This is a genomic window from Mesorhizobium sp. M0410 (assembly GCF_040321435.1).
Taxonomy (GTDB): Bacteria; Pseudomonadota; Alphaproteobacteria; order Rhizobiales; family Rhizobiaceae; genus Mesorhizobium.
Window position 1 is genome coordinate 43,455 of record NZ_JAMYRN010000009.1, and the last position, 13,551, is coordinate 57,005.

The 13,551-nt window shown below is 62.9% G+C and carries 18 protein-coding genes; 6 read left to right on the top strand and 12 right to left on the bottom strand.

The genetic code is table 11. The features are described from left to right. The first annotated feature begins 54 nt into the window (after positions 1–54). Entirely contained in the window at positions 55–366 is a 312-nt protein-coding gene (locus NKI63_RS15035; RefSeq protein ID WP_254819202.1) for a hypothetical protein, read from the top strand. Between the two features lie 183 nt (positions 367–549). Next, the gene (locus tag NKI63_RS15040) at positions 550–1,191 is read left to right on the top strand and encodes an MBL fold metallo-hydrolase (RefSeq protein ID WP_352687869.1); all 642 of its coding nucleotides are present in this window, start codon (positions 550–552) and stop codon (positions 1,189–1,191) included. A 69-nt stretch (positions 1,192–1,260) separates the two neighbouring features. On the opposite strand, the gene NKI63_RS15045 is transcribed toward NKI63_RS15040, so the two are convergent. The 3 genes from NKI63_RS15045 to NKI63_RS15055 form a co-directional block, all read right to left on the bottom strand. After that, complete coding sequence (locus tag NKI63_RS15045) at positions 1,261–1,671, bottom strand: BA14K family protein (protein WP_352687867.1); 411 nt, start codon at positions 1,669–1,671, stop codon at positions 1,261–1,263. Between the two features lie 193 nt (positions 1,672–1,864). Continuing rightward, the gene (locus tag NKI63_RS15050; protein WP_006202521.1) at positions 1,865–2,077 is read right to left on the bottom strand and encodes a cold-shock protein; all 213 of its coding nucleotides are present in this window, start codon (positions 2,075–2,077) and stop codon (positions 1,865–1,867) included. Positions 2,078–2,302: 225 nt separating this feature from the next. Next, complete coding sequence (locus tag NKI63_RS15055) at positions 2,303–2,515, bottom strand: cold-shock protein (protein ID WP_006202520.1); 213 nt, start codon at positions 2,513–2,515, stop codon at positions 2,303–2,305. A 498-nt stretch (positions 2,516–3,013) separates the two neighbouring features. On the opposite strand from NKI63_RS15055, the gene NKI63_RS15060 reads away from it, so the two are divergent. Then, on the top strand, positions 3,014–3,409 hold the full coding sequence (locus NKI63_RS15060; protein ID WP_352687865.1) for a Kazal-type serine protease inhibitor family protein: 396 nt from the start codon (positions 3,014–3,016) through the stop codon (positions 3,407–3,409). Between the two features lie 10 nt (positions 3,410–3,419). On the opposite strand, the gene NKI63_RS15065 is transcribed toward NKI63_RS15060, so the two are convergent. From NKI63_RS15065 to NKI63_RS15080, 4 genes are read right to left on the bottom strand one after another with little or no spacing between them, the layout of a single operon-like run. Beyond that, the gene (locus NKI63_RS15065) at positions 3,420–3,644 is read right to left on the bottom strand and encodes a hypothetical protein (RefSeq protein ID WP_254819206.1); all 225 of its coding nucleotides are present in this window, start codon (positions 3,642–3,644) and stop codon (positions 3,420–3,422) included. Between the two features lie 32 nt (positions 3,645–3,676). Beyond that, positions 3,677–3,814: a hypothetical protein gene (locus NKI63_RS15070; RefSeq protein ID WP_254819207.1), complete on the bottom strand. Its 138-nt coding sequence runs from the start codon at positions 3,812–3,814 to the stop codon at positions 3,677–3,679. A gap of 45 nt (positions 3,815–3,859) precedes the next feature. Beyond that, positions 3,860–4,105 (bottom strand): hypothetical protein, encoded by a 246-nt coding sequence (locus NKI63_RS15075; RefSeq protein ID WP_352687863.1) that lies wholly within the window; start codon positions 4,103–4,105, stop codon positions 3,860–3,862. Next, positions 4,102–4,368: a hypothetical protein gene (locus tag NKI63_RS15080; protein WP_352687861.1), complete on the bottom strand. Its 267-nt coding sequence runs from the start codon at positions 4,366–4,368 to the stop codon at positions 4,102–4,104. Before NKI63_RS15080 ends, NKI63_RS15075 begins: the two co-directional genes overlap by 4 nt. 335 nt (positions 4,369–4,703) lie before the next feature. On the opposite strand from NKI63_RS15080, the gene NKI63_RS15085 reads away from it, so the two are divergent. The 3 genes from NKI63_RS15085 to NKI63_RS15095 all read left to right on the top strand — a co-directional run bounded on the left by NKI63_RS15085 (position 4,704) and on the right by NKI63_RS15095 (position 6,981). Beyond that, a complete protein-coding gene (locus tag NKI63_RS15085; protein ID WP_352687860.1) occupies positions 4,704–4,886 on the top strand; it encodes a hypothetical protein in 183 nt (60 codons plus the stop codon). A 10-nt stretch (positions 4,887–4,896) separates the two neighbouring features. After that, on the top strand, positions 4,897–5,163 hold the full coding sequence (locus NKI63_RS15090; RefSeq protein ID WP_254819211.1) for a DUF1488 family protein: 267 nt from the start codon (positions 4,897–4,899) through the stop codon (positions 5,161–5,163). 183 nt (positions 5,164–5,346) lie between these two features. After that, on the top strand, positions 5,347–6,981 hold the full coding sequence (locus tag NKI63_RS15095) for a tetratricopeptide repeat-containing sulfotransferase family protein (RefSeq protein ID WP_352822092.1): 1,635 nt from the start codon (positions 5,347–5,349) through the stop codon (positions 6,979–6,981). Between the two features lie 12 nt (positions 6,982–6,993). Here the strand turns inward: NKI63_RS15095 and NKI63_RS15100 are convergent, their stop codons facing one another. The 5 genes from NKI63_RS15100 to uvrB form a co-directional block, all read right to left on the bottom strand. Next, positions 6,994–7,347 (bottom strand): DUF1428 domain-containing protein, encoded by a 354-nt coding sequence (locus NKI63_RS15100; protein ID WP_352687856.1) that lies wholly within the window; start codon positions 7,345–7,347, stop codon positions 6,994–6,996. Positions 7,348–7,425: 78 nt separating this feature from the next. Beyond that, positions 7,426–7,854, bottom strand: coding sequence for a VOC family protein (locus tag NKI63_RS15105; RefSeq protein WP_352646563.1), 429 nt, complete (start codon positions 7,852–7,854; stop codon positions 7,426–7,428). A gap of 125 nt (positions 7,855–7,979) precedes the next feature. Further along, complete coding sequence (locus tag NKI63_RS15110) at positions 7,980–8,153, bottom strand: hypothetical protein (protein ID WP_023719167.1); 174 nt, start codon at positions 8,151–8,153, stop codon at positions 7,980–7,982. Positions 8,154–8,256: 103 nt separating this feature from the next. Next, positions 8,257–9,786 (bottom strand): ABC-F family ATP-binding cassette domain-containing protein, encoded by a 1,530-nt coding sequence (locus tag NKI63_RS15115; protein WP_352687854.1) that lies wholly within the window; start codon positions 9,784–9,786, stop codon positions 8,257–8,259. 447 nt (positions 9,787–10,233) lie between these two features. Then, positions 10,234–13,548 (bottom strand): excinuclease ABC subunit UvrB, encoded by a 3,315-nt coding sequence (uvrB, locus tag NKI63_RS15120; RefSeq protein WP_352822097.1) that lies wholly within the window; start codon positions 13,546–13,548, stop codon positions 10,234–10,236. Positions 13,549–13,551 lie beyond the last annotated feature (3 nt).

Genomic DNA, 13,551 nt, shown 5'->3' on the forward strand with positions numbered 1-13,551 from the left:
CGTCTCATGATGGGGTCGGCCCGGGAGGCTGGCAGCTATGGAGGGACTGGAAATATGGATATGAACACGCTTCTTCCGATCATTATTCAGGTGATTACGGGTATCATCGGTGGTCAGGCGGTTGGCGCGGCTATCAAGACGGCGGCGATGGGGCAGCTTACCAAAATCCTGGGCGGCGCTGTTGGCGGCGTCGGCGGTGCGGCCATCCTCAACAGTCTGCTGGGTGGCGCGGTCGACCCGACAGCCGCGGCCACGGCGGCAGGGGCAGGCAGCGCGTTGAACATTTCAAATATCGTTGGCGGTGCCGGCGGCGGCGCCATCCTGACCGGCATCATCGGTGCGGTCATGAACGCGATGAAGAAATAAGCTTTGACGTTTCAGGGTTTTAAATGGGCGGCTTCGGCCGCCCATTTCGTTTTCCGTTTTCCGTTTTCCGTTTGTGGAGCGGTGGACGCCGTTCGCGTGTGTCTCTACATCAGGGTAAAGGTTAGGGCTTTCCTGACGCGTTCGAGAGGGCGCGCAGCGCTCCGACAGCGTGAAAGGACGAATATGGGTCAGCTCAACGCCGGCATCGTGCCGGTCACGCCGTTCCAGCAGAACTGCACCATTCTCTTCGACATGGACGACAGGCAAGGCGTTGTCGTCGATCCGGGCGGCGACATCGACAAGGTGCTGGCGGCGCTCGAGGACAATGCGATCACTGCCGGCGCGATCTGGATCACGCATGGCCATATCGACCATGCCGGCGGGGCCATGGAGCTGAAGGAGGCGCTCGGTATCGAGATCATCGGCCCGCATGCCGCCGACCGGCCGCTGCTCGCCAATCTCGAGAACCAGGCGAAGCGCTACGGCATCACCGATCCCGTGCGCAACTGTGTCCCCGACCGGTTCCTTGCCGAAGGCGAGACCGTTTCGTTCGGCTCACACGTGTTCGAGGTGCTCCATTGTCCGGGCCACGCACCCGGCCACGTCGTCTACTATGACCGGGCGGCGAAGTTCGCGCATGTCGGCGACGTGCTGTTCCGCGGTTCGGTCGGCCGCACCGACCTGCCGGGCGGCGACCACGCCGCGCTGATCGCCTCGATCAAGGAGAAGCTTTTGCCGTTGGGCGACGACATCGGCTTCATCTGCGGCCACGGTCCCGGCGGCCGTTTTGGTGAGGAGCGGCGGAGCAATCCGTTCCTGATCTGAACCGCTTGCCGGAAACAAAAAAGCGCGGCCTGTGCGACCGCGCTTTTTTCCGGCAGGAAACTGCCTCCGTTAATTGGCGGTGCAGAAATGCTGTTCGCCGTCATAGCCTGTGAACGTGCCGGTACGCGCGTTGAAGCTCCGGTAGCGGTCCGAGCAGTATTCATACCAGCCGCGGGTCCAGGGCTCCGCATAGCTTTCGGCATAGGCCACTCGCGGCTGCACGTAATAACGGCGCACCGGGGCAGGCCGGTAGTATTCATCATCATAGGCCGGGTCGTAATAGCGGGGCTGCGGGCTGGCGAGCGCACCGCCGATCAGGGCACCGGCCGCAAGGCCGAGCACGCCTGCCGCAACGGCGTCGCCGTTGCCGTGGTGCCGGCGGTGATGGCGCCATTCATCGGCATTGGCCGCGGGCAAGGTCGCAAGCGTGGTCGCAACGACCGCGGCGGACAGGATGGCAGTCTTGAAAATTCGGTTCATGTCGGTCTCCTTCGTGCCGGCCCGGGTCGTTTTCGGGGGATGCGGTCCGGCTTTAACGAAGATTAATATGGGACCGTGGCTGAACGGGGGCTGAACGAAATTTGGCCAGGCGGGTTCATCCAACCGGGCGATTCAAGCGTGCGGCAAACACCGCAGGCCAGACCGGCCCGCGTCCATTCTGTCCAGGGCCGGTTCAGCCGATCGACAGGTTGACGGCTTTCGGACCCTTGCCGCGCTTGTCCGGCTCGGTGTCGAATGTCACTTTCTGCCCATCCTCAAGACCGGGAAGACCCGACGCCTGCACGGCCGAAATATGGACGAAGACATCCTTTGCCCCGTCGTCCGGCGTGATGAAGCCGAAGCCCTTGGCGTGATTGAAGAATTTGACGGTGCCGGTCTGCGGCATGGGAAGCTCCTTTGATCCCACAAGTCCAGTCTCGGGCCGGCAAATGCCCGGACGGAAATTTGTCCTTTATTTTAGTGCCATCGGCAAGAGAAAGTTTTGCGGGTGCCGGCAAGCATCCCAGAACACAAAAGGCGCGACGAAAACCGCCGCGCCTTTATAAAATTCACGTCACACCAAAGCCTTGCAGCATCCTCACACCCGAAAGGACGCGCGGCACGCCGCGGTTCAGGCGGCGCGGAGATTGACCGCTTTCGGACCCTTGCCCATACGGTCGGGCTCGACATCGAAGGTGACCTTCTGACCGTCGACGAGCGTGCGCAGCCCGGAAGCCTCGATCGCCGAGATGTGGACGAACACATCCTTGGCGCCGCCATCGGGCGTGATAAAGCCGAAGCCTTTGGTAGCGTTGAAGAATTTAACGGTGCCGGTCTGGGCCATTGGGGAAACTCCTTCACCCGTGTCAGTCTTGGTGGTTCCGCCCGCCGCCTGGCGCCGTGGGCAAGTCCCGGTGGTTGCTTCGGCAGTCATGCACTGGCGCATGGTAAAACCCCCCGCCGAAAACGGGGCTGTCAGAGATTCACAGTATCGGGGAAAGGTCGTCCAAAACGTTCCGCTCTCCGGGTCGCAAATGCCCGAACACAAAATTTATCGCACGGAAACGTGATGCTTGCAAGATAGAGCCGCGGGCGGCCCAACAGGCGCATCCCGACGCATCGCACCGATAGTCCCGGTTCTCCGCGCGGTCATCGGCCAGACGCAGCCCAGGCATGGTCCAGCAAGCGGGGCCGGTGCTGTTTTGCCTTTGCGCCGGCATACCGCCTTGGTTGGCCATGCCGCCCGTTGCAAACAGGGGTTGCATTTGGCGGCGGAATGACGAGGATCGGCCGGACGCAGGCACCATTTGTGCAGGCACGAGCTTCGAGGGAGGGAACATTCATGCGGTTTCTTGCGGCAATCTTCTCGCGGCAGGGTTTTTCCATCCTGTTCCTGTCGGCAATTCTCGCGGCCTGCACCGTCGTGGTCGATGAGGGGCCGGGGCCGCGCCCGCCACGGCCGGGACCGCAATTCTGCACCAGGCAATATGACCCGGTCTGCGCCAGGCGCGGCGGCGACCGCCAGACCTTCGCCAACGCCTGCCTTGCCGAACGCGCCGGATACCGCATCATCCGTGAAGGCGAGTGCCGTCGCGGTGGTGGCGGCGGGGGGCAGACATTCTGTACCCGCGAATACCGCCCGGTCTGTGCCCGTCGCCATGGCGAACTGCGCACGTTCCCCAATGAATGCGAGGCCCGCGCGGCTGATTATAGGGTCGTCGATGATGGGCCGTGCTAGCGCACCGGCCTCACTGTTCGTCCGGATAGGCACCATCGGCGGGGCCGACGTAGAGCTCGGCGCCGTCCTCGTTGGAGATGCGCAGGCGATCGGGGATCTGCGGCATCATCAACGTGTGAAGCAGCGTGGCGGCGCCTTGCAGGGCGGCGCGCAGGTTCGGCGCCTCCAACGACACCCGGTCGAGTGTCGCTTCGTCGGCATCGCGCGAGCGGTAGAACTCGATGACGAAATTCAAGCACGCCTCCAGCAGATTGTCTGCGATCGACCCTAGCCTTTGGACTTGGGTTTCGTACCGGTCTCCGCCTGCTTGACCGCCGAGCCGAACGGCGAGGCCGGCTTTGCAGCCACCTTGTCCTTCTTGGGCTTGCGTGTCTCGCGGTTGCTTCGCTGTTGACCCTTGGCCATTTCTGATCCCTCGTGCGTGGGTGGTAATGTCGAGAGTGCTATCGCTCAGCCGGCCGGGTTGTCGACCGGTTCGAGATTGTCTTCCGTGGTGACCCGCTCGTGGGTCTCCTGCTCGCTGCGGATGCGGTATTGCGGAGAGCCGTCCTTGACCGGCAGCCGGCTCTTGATCTGGAACAGCTCCGCGGTCTTTTGGACAAGGCCGATGCGGCTCTTCATGCGGACGGTCTGGCCGACGGTGAAGATATGCGACGGCGTATCCGTGCGCCGCGCACTCTGCTGGAAGCGGATCATGTAACATTCTCCTGATCGTGCCGAAGCGCTGCTTCGAGTTCGGCGTGGTCGACGGCGACAAGCTGGCTGGTCGGGCTTTTCACCGTCCTTGACGGCAGGTGGATGAAAGTGGCGACGCGGCGCCAGGCAAGCCACGACATGCCGTCGATCAGTTCCTCGTCGTGGTCGATGTCATACTCGCCGGCCGGCTGCACGCCATCTAGCCCGCCAAGCACGAAAGGTGCCGCGAAATGCGCGATGGAATGAGTGGTGCGGGCAGACATTCCTGTGCCTTGAAGTTTCTTTCCGGCCTGGCCCTGAAAACGGGGCCTGCATTGCGGTACCGGGTATCGGCGATTTGTATGAGTTTTGACGGGCCGAGAACCCCTGACGCCGCGAGGGGACCAAGCACGGCCCAAAAACGGTTCCATACCAATATTCTGAAAATGCGGCTTATTCAAGAAGATTCCGGCTTTTTGCCGCTACCAACGTAAAATTACTTTTCTATGGTTATTTGCGAAACGATGATACGGTGCCCAGAACCTCAAAAATGTTTGAAGAAGTTCCGGAAGAGTTCCTCCGGCATTTGTGTTTATTTAGGTATGAAGGGAATAGAGTCATGAGTTCCGCAAGAACACCGGATGTCCCGATAGTTGCAGTCGATCCTGTCGTCAAGCCGACAAAGGTCATGTCGCCGCGCCTCACGATAAGAAGCGACGAGGCGGCAAGGCGAAGGATTGCCGACACCGACGGCACGGTGCGGCGGGCGCGCCAGCTTGCCGAAAGCAACCGCCTTATTTGACGCGCAAGCCATGACACTCAATTTTCCCAATCCCAGCCGCTCCTACGACGCTGCGGCCAAGCGCGTTCGTTTCGTCGGGCATGACGGCATGTTCGAAGTCCCGTTCTTTATCGAGGTTACGGCACTTTCGACGGTAAACCCGGCTGCAAGCGGAGCCGAAGCCGAATTCCTCAGTGCCTTCGACGCCAAGCGTTCGTCGATCCACGATATTGCGCGCGAAGCCTACTCGCACGGCCGCAAGAACATGTATGTGCTGACGCCGGCCGACTTTCGGTAAGTTCCCCGGGTTCGGAGGTTTGCTTCGTAGCGACCGCCGTCTGCTCTTGCACGTGCCGCAGCGATGGCCTAGATCGCGGCAGGCGGACAACACGGCAGGTTTCCAATCAACAGAGATCCGAGACAACCGGCAGGCGCACGTTACGGCTCAGGCGGACAGCCGCCGCTGGGGCTTGACCAGTACGTGCAGCGGGCGCTGCAGCTGCACCAGGCGGGGCGCCGGCAGGAAGCCGAGGCGCTTTACCGTCAGGTGCTGGCGCAAAAGGCCAACCACCCCGCTGCTGCGCATTTCCTCGGGCTTCTGCTGCACCAGACCGGGCGCAGCGCCGAGGGGCTGGCGCTGATCGAACAATCGGTGCGTCTGCAGCCGAACAATCCGGATTTCCTCAACAATCTCGGCACCGTGCTGCGCGACCTCGGCCGGGTGGCGGCCGCGGCCGATCTCTTCCGCAAGGTGGTGGCGATTCGGCCGGACCAGTTGGCGGCGCGCGACAATCTCGGCTCGTCGCTGAAGCAGCTCGGCCAATTCGAAGGCGCCGAAGATATTTATCGCGGCACGATCGGCCGCAACCCGTTCCATGTCCGCGCCCGCGTCGGGCTTGCCGAAACGCTGCAGGAAGCGGGCCGGCTGGATGAAGCACTGGCTGTTTTTCGCGAGGCGCTGACGATCCGGCCGAAGGATGCCGATCTTTTGCACGGCCTGGGCGTCGGGCTGATGGAAAAGGGCAATCTCGACGAGGCTGCGGATCTTTTCAGGCAGGCGCTGGCGGTGGACCCCGGCATGGCCAGGGCCTGGCTGATGCTCACCCAGGTCAAGCGCCAGAAGGAGCGCGACGCCGAGCTTGCCCGCATGGAGGCGGAGCACGCCAAGGCGCCCCAAGGCAGCCTTGCGCGCATGCAGCTTTCCTTCGGCCTCGGCAAGGCCAACGACGACCTTAGTGATTATGGCCGCGCTTTCGACTATTTCACCGAAGGCAACGCGATCCGCCGCCAGGGCATCGACTACGACGCCGGCAAGACGCGCGGCGAGTTCGAGGCGATGAAGGCGGTATTCGACAAGGCCTTTTTTGAAAAACACAGGCCGAGCGGGATCGCCGACGACACGCCGATCTTCGTTGTCGGCATGCCGCGATCCGGCACCACGCTGGTCGAGCAGATCATCGCCAGCCATCCGCAGGTCTATGGCGCCGGCGAGCTCAGCATATTGAAGACGGCGGTCGGTAAGCAGTTTCCGCTCAGCATGAAGGGCGGCTTTCCCTGGGGCATCGCCGACATGCCCGACAAGGCCTATGCTGAGGCCGGCCAGGCGTATCTCGACATGCTGCGCGCCCGCTATCCAGGTTTTCGGCACGTCACAGACAAGATGCCCGGCAACTTCCTCTTGGTCGGCTTCATCCATATGGTGCTGCCGAAGGCCAAGATCATCCATTGCGCGCGCGATGCGGCGGCGACCTGCCTGTCGATCTACAAAGTGCATTTCCGCGGCGACAGCCACCGCTACGGCTACGACCTCGGCGAGCTCGCCGATTTCCACAATCTCTACACCGATATCATGGCGCACTGGCACGCCGTGCTGCCTGATGTCGTGCACGACGTTCGCTACGAGGATTTCGTCGCCGACCAGGAAGGCCAGTCGCGGGCGCTGATCGCCCATCTCGGCCTGCCCTGGGACGACGCCGTGCTGTCGTTTCACCAGACCGACCGGCCGGTGCGCACGGCGTCGGCCGCGCAAGTGCGCCAGCCGATGTATCAGGGCTCGGTCGATCTGTGGAAGCGCTATGGCGACCGGCTGAAGCCGCTGCTCGACCGACTAGCGTAATGCGTTGCGGGCCTACAGCTCCAAAAACGGCTGGAAGCCGCCAAAGATCATGCGCTTGCCGTCGAACGGCATGGTCTCCCAGTCCGGCTTGAGACGAGGATCGGCCATCACCTTGGCCATCACCGCGTCGCGGCTCTGGCGCGATTCGTAGACCACCCATGAGAAGATGACGACCTCGTCTTCCTTGGCCTGCACGGCGCGCGGGAACGAGGTGAGCTCGCCATAGGGTACGTCGTCGCCAATGCATTCGACATAGGCCAACGCGCCATGCTCCTTCCAGACGGCGCCGGCCGTCTGCGCCATTTTCTTGTAGGCATCGAGATTTGCCTTGGGCACGGCCAGCACGAAACCGTCGACATAGGACATCTGACTTCCTCCATGTGATCGTTTTCCTCTCCCTTTATAGCGGGGAGAGGTGATTTCAGACACAGCCTGTGTTGGATGTTAAGCTGCTTTCACCGGTGCGTTCATTGCCCATTCGACGCCGAACGGATCACGCATATTGCCCCAGCGGTCGCCCCAGAACATCACCTGCAACGGCACGACTGCCTCGCAACCCGCCTCGATGGCCCGCTTCCACCAGGCGTCGATGTCGTCGCTGCCGAGATGGAGCTGCATGGTGTAGCCCTGCGGCTTCACAGCGGCCATTCCATGCTCGGGATAGAAGTCGGAAAGCATCAGGGTCGAACCGTTGATGTGGAGATGGATATGCATGGTGCGGCCCTGTTCATCCGGCGGATAGGCAAAGACCTGCTCGGCACCGAAGGCCTTTTGGTAAAATTCTGCGGCTTTGAAAGCGCCGTCCAGCTGAAGGTAGGGCGTCAATCCGCCAAGCACTTTGGCGGCGGACTGGGTCTGCGGCTGATCATTCATGTCATGCTCCTCTTTGCGTCTGGTTGGCCTTTGCGAACCACAGGACGAACTCAACGGCGAAGATCCTACACGGCCGATGGTTTGGATTCGAAATGGCGCCTGCCGCGACGGCCAACTGCCACCTTTCAACCTTCGATGCGAATCCGCGGGCTGTTTTGCGCGTCGACGACGATTTCCGGCCAGCCGATATCTTTGCGCAACTCGATCGGCAATGAAAGGATGGCGCGTTCGCTGCGATAACGGGCGCGAGCCGCCGAGTAACGCGTCACGGCGTGACCTATGGATGACAGAATAGACATGATGCTTTCTCCTCGATTGGCGCCGGCATCACCGTGTCGGCGTCCCAAGGACGTGGCATGCGATCATCATCCGACAGAGCGCCGGATTTTTTTCCGCAATTTTTTAACCGCCCGCTTCGGCTACCTCCTGGAAGAAAGCTTCCGGGCTATCGATCTCGGTCAGCCGCCGTTTCTCGATCAGCCAGAAGCGGTTGCCAACCGCGCGGATGAAGGAGCGGTCGTGCGAGGCGAGCAGACAGCTCGCCTGACGTTCCAGCAATTCCGCTTCCAGCGCCTCCTGGCCATCAATGTCGAGGTGGTTAGTCGGCTCGTCGAGTAAATAGAAATTGGGATTGGCGAGCCTCAGCGCCAGCATCATCAGCCGCGCCTTTTGCCCGCCGGACAGCACGCCGATCCTGCGCTCCTGCATGTCGATGCTGACGCCGGCGCCCGCCAGCAGCGAGCGGGCGCGCTGCTCACCGACATCGAATCTGCGCGAGAGCATCGCCAGCGGCGTGTCGTCGCCGCCGATGCCCGACAGCGCCTGGTCGCTATAGCCGAGCACCGTCGACGGCGTCACCTTCACGCCTTGCGCCGCCGTTTGCGGCTCGACGATGGCATTCCGGATCAGGCCGATCAGCCGTGATTTGCCGACGCCGTTACGGCCGAGCAGGACAATGCGGTCGCCTTGGCAGATATGGCGCTTGCCGGTGCCGAACAGAACCGTGCCGTCAGGCGTTCCGACCACCAGATCGTCGAGCGTGATCAACACCTTGGCATGGCTGCCGCGATTGGCGAGCTTGATCGTGCCCGCCGATCTTTCGCGGTGCGCCGGCGCTGCCGCGTCTTCCAGGCGCTCTGCCCGCTGGTTGAGCTGCTTGGTCTTGACCGTCAAAAGGTCGCAGCCGGAATTGATGCCGATATTGTTGAGCTTGGCCGCTTGCCGGCGCAGCTGCTGCGCCACTTTCATGTCGCGCTGGAACTTGCGTTCGGTCGAGGCGTCGACCTCGTCCAGCGCAAGCCTCGCCCGCGAATAGGGCAGCGAAAACACCGGCGATTGTTCGGGACGCAGGAACAGCGTGCGGTTGGTCGTGGCGTCGAGGAACGCCCTATCATGGCTGGCGATCACCACCGGCACCTCGCGCGGCAGCGCGTTCAACCAGGTTTCGAGCTGGCTGATCTTGCCGAGGTCGAGATGGTTGGTCGGCTCGTCGAGAAGCAGGACGTCGGGGTCGGTGACCCAGACGCGGGCGATCAGCGCCAGCCTTTGCCAACCACCGCTCAAGGCTCGCATCGGCCGCTCGCGCATCGGCTGCGGCACATCGAGTGAATCGAGGACCACATCGACGCGCCATTGTTCGCTTTCGGCCTGCTCGGCCGGCAAGACGTCGGCCACGACTTCATGAAAGCTGCGCCCGGCGAGCGCTGCGGGGATGATTTGCTCGACATAGCCGACGCGCAGGCCACGCGTGCGGGTGATGTCGCCTGTGGTGGCTTCGAACTCGCCTGTCAGGCACCTCAACAAAGTGGATTTGCCGCGACCATTGGCGGCGACGATGCCGAGCCGGTCGCCGGTGCCGATGCTGAGGTCGAGGTTGGAGAAGAGCGGCGCACTCATGGTGACGCCGAGGGACTTGAGGCTGATCAGGGCCATATCGATTTCTCTGGTCTGGCCGGAGTGAGCTCCGGTTCAATGCACTTTGACGGTGCGCAGGCTGGCAATCAGGCTCAGCGTTGCAGCACCACGAAGGGCAGACCAAGAAAATCGAAGCGGGAAGAAGAACCCGGACCGTCTCTGATCAGCCCTGCAAGCAAGCTCGCAGGGCAGAGACAGGGCCGCGCTGACGGTGGTGAGAAAATAACACGCAGCCCTCCTTTCAAGACGTTCAAGTTGTAGAAACTGGCTACACCAAGGGTAGGGCCCATGGCAAGTGGCTAGGCTCCCCCTTCTCCCCTTGCTTGGTGGGAGAAGGTGGCCGAGCGAAGCTCGGTCGGATGAGGGGTGTTCCAGCTTGGCATCGACGGCGCTCCGTCCAACACCCTCAACCGTCTCGGCGCTGCGCGCCGATCCACCTTCTCCCAAGCGGAGAAGGGAAGCTCTCTACCGTCCCGGCCGACCAGTTTTGCCGGGGCGGCGCTTTTCGCGGCGAGAGTCGGCGGGATCTTCGTAGGAGCCGATGCCGGCGCGCTGACGGACAATGGGTTTGGCGGAAACGTCGTGTTCCTTCGCGCCCCCCTCTGCCCTGCCCTCTTTGCCACCACTTGGCATCTCCCCCACGAGGGGAGAGATTGGCTGTGGTTTCGCCGGCGCTTTTCCCTCGACCGGCTTCTCGGTCCGCCGCACCGTCATCTCGTCCAGTGAGTTCTTCCTGAACAGCGGCTTGGTCGGTTCACCCGGTATACCGAAATCCGAACCGTGCGCTTCCTGCGCCGACTGTTTCTTGAACAGCGAACGGGAGACCGCGCCTGACGGCGTCGGCATGTCGGTCCCAGGTCCCATATCGTCCAGCGAAGGTTTCGCGAACAGCGGCTTCTTGACCGGCACGGCGCCGTCGGCGCCCATTTCGTCGAGCTCCGGCTTGCGGAAGAGGTTGGGCCGGGCAGCCTTGGCCGCCTCTTCGGCGGCATGTGCCTCGTCGAGCTTCCGGAAACGCTCCTGTTCCTCTGCTGTACGATGTTTGGCCACGCCCTTGTTGTGCTTGCCCTTTTCGCGGCCCGAAACCGGGCTTTCCATGTCGGCATATTTGGCCAGCGGGTCGTCCGAGATGGACAGTTCCATCTCGCGCAGCCGCTTGATCTCGTCGCGGATGCGGGCCGCCTTTTCGAAATCGAGGTTGGCGGCGGCGTCGCGCATCTGCTTTTCCAGGGCGTCGAGATGCGCCTTCAGATTGTTGCCCATCATCGCGCCGGCGCTGTCGGTGAACTGCGAAATGTCGGCGCGGACATGATCCTTCTCGTAGACCGAATCCAGAATGTCCGAAATGCGCGACTTGACCGATTCCGGGGTGATGCCGTTGGCCGCGTTCCACTCCATTTGCTTTTCGCGACGGCGGTTGGTCTCGGCCATCGCGCGCTCCATCGAGCCGGTGACCTGGTCGGCATAGAGGATGACCTTGCCGTCGACGTTTCTGGCGGCACGGCCGATGGTCTGGATCAGCGATGTCTCGGAGCGCAGGAACCCTTCCTTGTCGGCGTCGAGAATGGCGACGAAGCCGCATTCGGGAATGTCGAGGCCTTCGCGCAGCAGGTTGATGCCGACCAGCACGTCGAAAGCGCCGAGGCGCAGATCGCGCAGGATTTCGATGCGCTCCAGCGTGTCGATGTCTGAGTGCATGTAGCGGACGCGAATGCCTTGCTCATGCAGATATTCGGTCAAATCCTCGGCCATGCGCTTGGTCAGCACGGTGACCAGCGTGCGGTAGCCGGCCCTCGTGGTCTCGCGGATTTCGCCGACTACGTCGTCGACCTGTGTCTTGGCCGGGCGCACTTCGACCGGCGGGTCGATCAGGCCGGTCGGGCGGATGACCTGCTCGGCGAAGACGCCGCCGGACTGCTCCATCTCCCAGGCGCCGGGCGTCGCCGAAACCGCGACGGAGAGCGGGCGCATGGCGTCCCATTCCTCGAAGCGCAACGGCCGGTTGTCCATGCAGGACGGCAGGCGGAAACCATACTCGGCCAGCGTCGCCTTGCGGCGAAAGTCGCCGCGATACATGCCGCCGATCTGCGGTATGGTGACGTGGCTTTCGTCGACAAAGACCAGCGCATTGTCGGGAATGTATTCGAACAGTGTCGGCGGCGGATCGCCCGGCTTGCGGCCGGTCAGATAGCGCGAATAATTCTCGATGCCGGCGCAGGAGCCGGTCGCCTCCAGCATCTCCAGGTCGAAGCGGGTGCGCTGCTCAAGCCGCTGCGCCTCAAGCAGGCGGCCAGCCTTTTCAAGCTCTTGCAGCCGATATTTGAGTTCTTCCTTGATAGACTTGATGGCTTGATTCAAGGTCGGGCGCGGCGTGACGTAGTGCGAATTGGCGTAGATCTTGACGCTCTTCAGCTCGCCGGTTTTCTGGCCGGTCAGCGGATCGAATTCGGTGATCGCCTCGATCTCGTCGCCGAACAGCGAGATGCGCCAGGCGCGGTCTTCCAAGTGGGCCGGGAAGATCTCGATCGTGTCGCCGCGCACCCGGAACGAGCCGCGGACGAAGTTGATTTCCTGGCGCTTGTATTGCTGGGCGACGAGGTCGGCGAGCAGCGCGCGCTGGTCGAGCCGGTCGCCGATCTGCATCTGGAAGGTCATCGCCGTATAGGTCTCGACCGAGCCGATACCGTAGATGCAGGACACCGAGGCGACGATGATGACGTCGTCGCGCTCGAGCAGCGAGCGCGTCGCCGAATGGCGCATGCGGTCGATCTGCTCGTTGATCGAGGATTCCTTCTCGATGTAGGTGTCGGTCCGGGGCACATAGGCCTCGGGCTGGTAGTAGTCGTAGTAGGAGACGAAATACTCGACGGCGTTTTCCGGGAAGAATTTCTTGAACTCGGAATAGAGCTGCGCGGCCAACGTCTTGTTGGGCGCCAGGATCAGAGCAGGGCGTTGCGTCTCCTCGATCACCTTGGCCATGGTGAAGGTCTTGCCCGAGCCGGTGACGCCGAGCAGCACCTGGGTGCGGTCGTTGCTGTTGACGCCCTCGACGAGATCCTTGATCGCGGTCGGCTGGTCGCCGGCCGGCTCGAAATCCGAGACCATCCTGATGGCGATGCCGCCTTCGGACTTCTCCGGCCGGGCAGGGCGGTGCGGCGTCCACAGCACGCCGTCCTTGTGCAGCGGATTGCCAGATTCGATCAGCGCCGACAGCGCCGCGACGGTGGCGGTGACGCCGCCCGAGGCCATGGTCTCGGCGTCCTCCAGCGAAATGTCGAGGCCGGCGACAGGATTGAGACCGGCCGCAGTGCGCTCCCGCGCCGAAGCCGCGCCGCCCATCGAGGTGCCGCGTGCAGTACGGCCGGGGGAAGAGGAGCGCTCCGGGATCTTCTTGGCAGACTTGGCGCCTTCCCTCCCCCTCGAGGGGAGGGTGGCGGCGGAGCCGCCGGGTGGAGTCGGTGCGGCAGTGCTCTGCGACCCTTCATGCCGAGCGCTTCCTTTGCCGACCTCCTCTGTCGCCTTCGGCGACATCTCCCCCTCGATGGGGGAGATTTGACGCCCTTCCTTCTCGGCTTCCCGCTCGATCTGCTCGGCCCAGTCGGCAATCGAGCCGGTCAGCGGCGCGCCGGTGAACTCGGCCTGCGGCGCCTCGGCAAAGCCGCCCTTGTACAGGGGCTCCGAGGCATCGAGGAAATCGGTCAGCGGACTGCGCCGCTTGGGCGGCGAAGCGCGCTCGTCATTCGCCGGCGGCGGCGTTTTCTTGTCGGAGAGTCTGGCCATGGC

Excerpts from the sequence above, each read along its gene's own strand:
- NKI63_RS15060 (WP_352687865.1), top strand. The coding sequence starts at position 3,014 with ATGCGGTTTCTTGCGGCAATCTTCTCGCGGCAGGGTTTTTCCATCCTG.
- NKI63_RS15040 (WP_352687869.1), top strand. The coding sequence starts at position 550 with ATGGGTCAGCTCAACGCCGGCATCGTGCCGGTCACGCCGTTCCAGCAG.
- uvrB (WP_352822097.1), bottom strand. The coding sequence starts at position 13,548 with ATGGCCAGACTCTCCGACAAGAAAACGCCGCCGCCGGCGAATGACGAG.
- NKI63_RS15070 (WP_254819207.1), bottom strand. The coding sequence starts at position 3,814 with ATGGCCAAGGGTCAACAGCGAAGCAACCGCGAGACACGCAAGCCCAAG.
- NKI63_RS15075 (WP_352687863.1), bottom strand. The coding sequence starts at position 4,105 with ATGATCCGCTTCCAGCAGAGTGCGCGGCGCACGGATACGCCGTCGCAT.
- NKI63_RS15050 (WP_006202521.1), bottom strand. The coding sequence starts at position 2,077 with ATGCCGCAGACCGGCACCGTCAAATTCTTCAATCACGCCAAGGGCTTC.
- NKI63_RS15105 (WP_352646563.1), bottom strand. The coding sequence starts at position 7,854 with ATGAATGATCAGCCGCAGACCCAGTCCGCCGCCAAAGTGCTTGGCGGA.
- NKI63_RS15100 (WP_352687856.1), bottom strand. The coding sequence starts at position 7,347 with ATGTCCTATGTCGACGGTTTCGTGCTGGCCGTGCCCAAGGCAAATCTC.
- NKI63_RS15085 (WP_352687860.1), top strand. The coding sequence starts at position 4,704 with ATGAGTTCCGCAAGAACACCGGATGTCCCGATAGTTGCAGTCGATCCT.
- NKI63_RS15080 (WP_352687861.1), bottom strand. The coding sequence starts at position 4,368 with ATGTCTGCCCGCACCACTCATTCCATCGCGCATTTCGCGGCACCTTTC.
- NKI63_RS15055 (WP_006202520.1), bottom strand. The coding sequence starts at position 2,515 with ATGGCCCAGACCGGCACCGTTAAATTCTTCAACGCTACCAAAGGCTTC.
- NKI63_RS15115 (WP_352687854.1), bottom strand. The coding sequence starts at position 9,786 with ATGGCCCTGATCAGCCTCAAGTCCCTCGGCGTCACCATGAGTGCGCCG.
- NKI63_RS15090 (WP_254819211.1), top strand. The coding sequence starts at position 4,897 with ATGACACTCAATTTTCCCAATCCCAGCCGCTCCTACGACGCTGCGGCC.
- NKI63_RS15035 (WP_254819202.1), top strand. The coding sequence starts at position 55 with ATGGATATGAACACGCTTCTTCCGATCATTATTCAGGTGATTACGGGT.
- NKI63_RS15045 (WP_352687867.1), bottom strand. The coding sequence starts at position 1,671 with ATGAACCGAATTTTCAAGACTGCCATCCTGTCCGCCGCGGTCGTTGCG.
- NKI63_RS15110 (WP_023719167.1), bottom strand. The coding sequence starts at position 8,153 with ATGTCTATTCTGTCATCCATAGGTCACGCCGTGACGCGTTACTCGGCG.